At 34.5% G+C, this 6,324-nt stretch carries 4 protein-coding genes and 2 rRNA genes; 3 read left to right on the forward strand and 3 right to left on the reverse strand.

The window, feature by feature from the left end:
* The 3 genes from HRT72_10070 to HRT72_10080 all read left to right on the forward strand — a co-directional run.
* Positions 1-81: ribosomal RNA gene (locus tag HRT72_10070) — 23S ribosomal RNA — on the forward strand; the annotation flags it as partial.
* Between the two features lie 91 nt (positions 82-172).
* Positions 173-285, forward strand: a 5S ribosomal RNA gene (rrf, locus tag HRT72_10075).
* Between the two features lie 126 nt (positions 286-411).
* Positions 412-2,316: a hypothetical protein gene (locus tag HRT72_10080; GenBank protein ID NQY68051.1), complete on the forward strand. Its 1,905-nt coding sequence runs from the start codon at positions 412-414 to the stop codon at positions 2,314-2,316.
* Here HRT72_10080 and HRT72_10085 read toward each other — a convergent pair whose 3' ends face one another.
* The 3 genes from HRT72_10085 to dnaB form a co-directional block, all read right to left on the reverse strand.
* Positions 2,317-3,615, reverse strand: coding sequence for a CotH kinase family protein (locus tag HRT72_10085; protein NQY68052.1), 1,299 nt, complete (start codon positions 3,613-3,615; stop codon positions 2,317-2,319).
* Positions 3,616-3,646: 31 nt separating this feature from the next.
* On the reverse strand, positions 3,647-4,909 hold the full coding sequence (locus HRT72_10090; GenBank protein ID NQY68053.1) for an asparagine synthetase B: 1,263 nt from the start codon (positions 4,907-4,909) through the stop codon (positions 3,647-3,649).
* Between the two features lie 27 nt (positions 4,910-4,936).
* The coding region (gene dnaB / locus HRT72_10095) for a replicative DNA helicase (protein NQY68054.1) at positions 4,937-6,324 on the reverse strand (1,388 nt) is incomplete at its 5' end.

Below are 6,324 nucleotides of genomic sequence, written 5' to 3' on the forward strand. Positions count from 1 at the left end.
CAGACGATGACGTTGATAGGTTGCAAGTGTAAAGGCAGTAATGTCATAGCTGAGCAATACTAATTACCCGTAGCTTTCTATATACAGAATACTATACTCATTTACTTTTAGTATTTTCCTCGATATGTTATTTAAAATATTGAATTGCAAATACAAACGCATTCTATAATCTTGTGGTGATTATAGCATTGGGGATCCACCTCTTACCATTCCGAACAGAGAAGTTAAGCCCAATTGCGCAGATGGTACTACTGTAACAGGTGGGAGAGTATGTCGTTGCCACTTTTTAGAAAAGCCTGACCTTCGTAAGAATGTCAGGCTTTTTTTATGGCCAAAACTTTGGTAAATGAATGGGGCAATTCACTCTCCTTGACTGCGGATTTAATTAAATTTACTCTCTTATTATAACCGATGTATCAAATTAAATTTCGTCTACTTCTAATAATAGCCTTTTTTATTCATGGCTTTGTCTATTCTCAGAAACCAGATGAAGAACAAATTGGTAATGGAGGTCCTCCATTAGAGTACATATATGAGAATAGTGCTATTGTCCACATAGAGGATACTACACTTGACGATTTGACGTATGTAGATAGATTAAAGTATGATTCGCATTTTATGAGATTAGCGGGTATTACAACATCAGCGAATAAAATTGTTTATTCATATAATAAAACTCCTGGTTTTTATCTTGGAATGAATGGGCAAAGAGTAAATGGATTTTCAAGTGAAAATTTGAAATACTACAATTCTCCGAAACCTTTTACTAGTGTATTGTTTTCTACAGGTACTGGTAAAGAACAGTCCTATCGAATGACACATACTCAGAATATTAGGAGGAATTGGAATGTAGGTTTTGTTATGGATCGATATCGGTTTATGGGGAACTACCTACAGGAGGAGGGTAAGCTAAATTCAATAGGGATAACGTCTAATTATTTAGGAAAGAAGGGAGTATATCAAGTTCGGGGTAATTTGAATTATAATAATTTGGAGAATCAGGAGAGTGGTGGATTTGCGAACAGTATTGCTATAGATACTCTGGTGTCTATTGATCAATTCTCAGCAAGTGTTAAACTTAAGGATGCAACTTATCAGAAGGTAGATTATGGAATTCATTTTGTTCATGGTTTAAATTTGGGAAGAAAATTTGATGTTAAGGTAAATGACAGTATGTCGGTTAAAAGAGTTTCGCCATTGTTTAGGGTATCACATGGATTTAGCGCCAGTTCCAAAATGTTCTTATATCAAGATGCAAATATTGACACAACCTCTAATGACACTCTTATTTATCATGATTTTCATGACACAACTAAATTTACTTTTGATTCCCTGCATATTAACAAAGTAGAGAATTCTGTAATATTATCTGCGCTTAGAATTTTACCAAAATCTAGCAAAGTTAATTTTCAATTAGATTTAGGTTATAAAATTCAAAATGTAAATCTATATAGATATAGTTTTTCTGATAGTATAAATAACAGAATATTAGAATCTAGCTTATTTAAAACGGGAAGTAGAAGTAATGAGTTTAAAATTAGTGGCTATTATGTACTTGGTGGTACTAACAAGGATGATTTCTTGGCTGACGTAAACTTTATTCAGGGGCTAAGAAAGGATTCTATTGGGGTATATAGGAATACAATTAAAATTAATGCCTATTCTGGTAAAAGAGACGTCGATGATTTTCAAAAGAATTACTTCTCAAACAATTTTGTATGGAATAATGATTTTAAGAAAATTGAGAGTAGTGGTGTATCCGTTAATCTTAGAAGTATCCCATTAAACGTTGAGCTTTCAATTAAGCATAATATAGTTAAGAATTATACTTATTTGGGAATATATGCAACACCAGTGCAGTTAGCTGAGTCGGTGTCTTATACAGCATTACTACTGAGAAACAAATTTAGACTCTGGAAGTTCTATTTGTCAAATAATATTAAATATCAAATAGTGAATAATGATACACTCCGACTTCCTAAAATAGTGTCTAGGCATTCATTCTACTTTGAAAATATTGTCTTTAAAAGCGCTATGCGTTTGAGGTTTGGAATGGATGTATTGTTTCTTAATCAATATTATTCAAGTCGATATATGCCTGTTACTAATCAGTTTTATTTTCAAGAGGATGCCACTGCGAGCGATCAGTTATTTTTGAATCTGTTTTTAAGTTTCAAAATTAAACAGGCGAGAGTTTTTGTTAAATACCTTAACCTTATGGATAAGGTTAATAATGTTTCTTCATTTACCACTCAAGATTACGCGGTACTGAATGGAGGTATCCGTTTTGGCCTAAAGTGGATATTTTATAATTAATTATTGAGATCCGTTAATTGAATCAAGTGATAATCGGATAAATTCCGCATTCTGATAGATTATTTTTTTCTCGATAAAAGTTATGTGAGGGAATTCTCTGGTTAGCTCTCTGTTTACTCTATGTCGTTCATAATCTAACTCACTGAAAAGACTGTTTAGATAAGTTGTGTCAGCTATTTTTAGTTGGGTTTTTACATATAGTTTTCTGAATATTGTATCGTTGAACATCTGAATTACGTGTTGAGGCGTGAATTTAGAAGACTTCCAAGCAAGGTATCTAAAACAAGATTCTATGTTAGATAGATTGTCAATTTGCTCTAGGTCATATGCAATTATTTCAAATCTAGAAGTCATAGGGTCGTATAAGAACCTCAGATTTTGTAAAGCCATTGGATGATGATTTCCAAATAAATGGTTAACTGCAACAGTAGTGGCTAGTTTATCTATGTTAAAAACCTCGTTGGTGGGTTTTATATTATTTCTGAAGTCATTCATTAGTTTAATAGCGGTTTTAGCTACTCCGCTGTTATTCTTTTTTCCTTGTACAACAATTGGCATACTCATGTATTGTAGGTCAGATAAGGAATTTTTTTTCTCTGGAAGAGAATCCAAGATTAGGATTAATTTATTGAAGTAGGCAGGGTAATCTAAAGTGTCCGACCAAGTAGAGTGATCCCATTTTATAATTACCCCATTATCTATTTCTTTTACGGCATTCATTTTACGGTCAAATGCTTCTTCTATAGCATATGTTCCCAGATACATCCCATTTAATGTTAGATCTACAAACTGATAATGCAAAGGTAAATTACCGGTAAATTTGACTATTCTTTGATATAGCCATTCAATTGAATATCCTCTTCGCGGAGGATATAATAGTCCGAATTTTGCTAAGCCTTCTACTATGCATTCTTTCGGTTTTACTTTAAATGACCATTTAACAGGTATTGACCAATGTTCGGATCCCCATCCTTTTAGTTTTATTTTTATACTTGTTTCTTTTCCTTTGTAGAAGAGTTTTCCGGGTACATAGTTTTTGTTTTCTGACTTTAGTAAGCCTGCATTAATAGATCTTGTTCTATCTCGTTCCAAGCTTCTCATTGAGCTTGATGGGATTTCTAATTTCAATGAAGGGAAATTACCTTTAGGCTTTAGGGATAAATAGTAGAGACGAGATTTTATAATTAATAAAGTGTCAGAAAAGGATGTGCCTCTGGGAAGAAATAGAAATGCACCGATACCTACGATGGTAATAAAAACAAAGAAGTATAAGAGATATACAATCTTTTTGGTGAACATCTATATCAAAGTGTAAATTTATTTTCTGGAATTAAGTTTTTTGTTTCTTCTTTTTGGCTGCTGGGAATAGTATGTTATTTAATATGAGTCTGTAAGAAGGGGAGTTAGGGTGGAGATTTAAATCTGTAGGAGGGTCGTTTACGTAATGCTGATAATCCTCCGGATCATGACCACCATAGAATGTCCATGTTCCATTTCCGAATTCTCCGTGAATATATTTTGCGGAATTTAATCCCTTATTTTCTCCTAGAATTAACACATTCGATTTGATGTTCTTCTTGTTATAGGCAGTTGTTTGTCCCATGAACCCTTTGATTACTTGCTCGTGGTTTTGGTTTAGCATAGTAGGTACCCAGTCCCATTTTGCAGAAAAGTCGAATAGCGTAAAGTAGTCTTGCTCTTCGGGTGTCTTTTTGTGGATAGGGGTGGCATCAATAGTAGAGAATTCGTATTCAAGAGGATTCCGTTCCAAAATAAAATCCTTAAAGGCAAAGGTTTTTGAATAATCAATTTCTCCTTGCATCGAAGCACTTGGAGGGTCTCCATCAAACATATAGTCACATATATCCGTGTTTTGAGCAGCAAGAGAAATGTCAAATGAATCTGTCCCTGAGCACATCGAAAAAAGGAACCCGCCACCAGCAGTAAAATCTCTAATCTTTAAGGCAACACCTAATTTTAGTTTAGAAACCTTGGTAAACCCAAGTCTTTTAGCAGTTTCTTCATGTTCTTTGACTTGATCTTGGTACCAAGGAGCATTCTTATATGCTCTGTAAAACTTGCCATATTGGCCAGTGAAATCTTCGTGATGTAAATGAAGCCAATCGTAAAGAGGTAAACTTCCTTTTATTATTTCATCATCGTAGATAACGTCATATGGAATTTCCGCATATGTCAATACAAGTGTTACTGCATCATCCCAAGGAAGTTTGCTTTTGGGTGAATACACAGCAACTTTAGGTGCTTTCTCTAACTTAACTGCATCCATATTTACTTCTGGATTAGCAATTTCGTTTAAAATGCTTACCGCTTGGACGTCTGCTATGATTTGAAACTTAACATCTCTAACTATACATTCTTCTTCTATTTCTTTGACATTGTCAAGAAGGAAGCTTCCTCCTCTGTAATTAAGAAGCCATTGTAAAGAACTGTTTTTGTCTAATACCCAATATGCAATCCCATATGCCTTTAGATGATTGCTTTGGGTGTCATCCATTGGGATAAGAATCTTACTAGCAGTGAGCTGAAGACTTGATAGAGAAATTAAGATTAAAAGTATTGTCGCTTTTTTCATTTGCGTTTGAACGAAATTCAGGGTTGATTATTCTCCAAATTCGTCATCATCGTCGTTCATGCTAGACCCCATGGTGTACGTCTGAAGATTATCCGAAAAAGGATCGTCTGAGTCATCAAAAATATTTTCTTCTAAGTCAACGAACTTAGCTAAGGTCGCAATAAACTTAAGACGAACACTGCCCAATCCACCATTTCTATGCTTAGCGATTATTATTTCGCCCATTCCTAGATTATATCTACCTGTTTCGTCTTCATCCAAACCGTAATATTCTGGGCGATAAATAAACGTTACCATATCGGCATCTTGTTCAATCGCGCCAGATTCCCTTAAATCTGAAAGCATTGGTTTTTTATCGCCTCCCCTTGTTTCAACGGCTCTACTAAGTTGAGAAAGAGCCATAATTGGAATATTAAGTTCTTTTGCAATAGTTTTAAGATTTCTTGAAATGGTGCTTATTTCCTGTTCCCGGTTACCTTTCATATTAGGACCAGCTGTCATTAGTTGGAGGTAATCTATTATTATGAACTTAATATCGTGTTGTGATTTAAGTCGTCGGGTTTTTGCACGTAACTCAAATACGGATAGGGCAGGAGAGTCATCAATGTAGATTGGGGCATCAGCGAGGGCAGTAATTTTTTCATTTAACTGATTCCACTCATTTTTATCTAAATTCCCCTTCTTCAGTTTTTCTATCGAAATTTCAGTTTCACTAGCAATTAGCCTATTTACTAATTGAACAGAAGACATCTCAAGAGAAAAGAAAGCTACAGGGATTTTAAATTGAACGGCGATATTTCTAGCCATAGAAAGTACAAAGGCTGTTTTTCCCATTCCTGGTCTTGCTGCACAGATAATTAAGTCAGAAGGTTGCCATCCCGATGTTAATCGGTCTAATTCTGTAAAGCCTGAAGGTATACCACTTATACCACCTTCTTGATCTCTAGCTTTCTCAATATTTGAAATAGCTTGATTCAGTACAACTTTAATTTCGTCGTAATTTTTTCGAATATTACCCTCAGCTACTGTGAAAAGTTCTTTTTCAACGAAGTCTAATAAGTCAAATACATCCGTTGATTCGTCGTATGATTTTTGAATCGTTTGTGACGCAATTCTAATCATTTGACGTTGGATGAATTTCTGTAGAACTATTCTTGCATGAAATTCAATATTTGAAGCAGAGGCGACGCGGTTAGTTAATTGGGTTATGTAATATGGTCCACCAACAATCTCTAAATCCCCATCTTTTTTAAGCTGATTTGTAACAGTTAGAATATCAATTGGTTCAGAATTTTGAAAAAGCATTTGTATTGCTTTAAATATCTTCTGATTGTGCTGTTTGTAAAATGTTTCAGGATGTAATATGTCAATTACCGTGGTAAGTGCATCCTTTTCGAGCATTAAAGCTCCCAGTA

Source organism: Flavobacteriales bacterium, assembly GCA_013214975.1.
Taxonomy (GTDB): domain Bacteria; phylum Bacteroidota; class Bacteroidia; order DT-38; family DT-38; genus DT-38.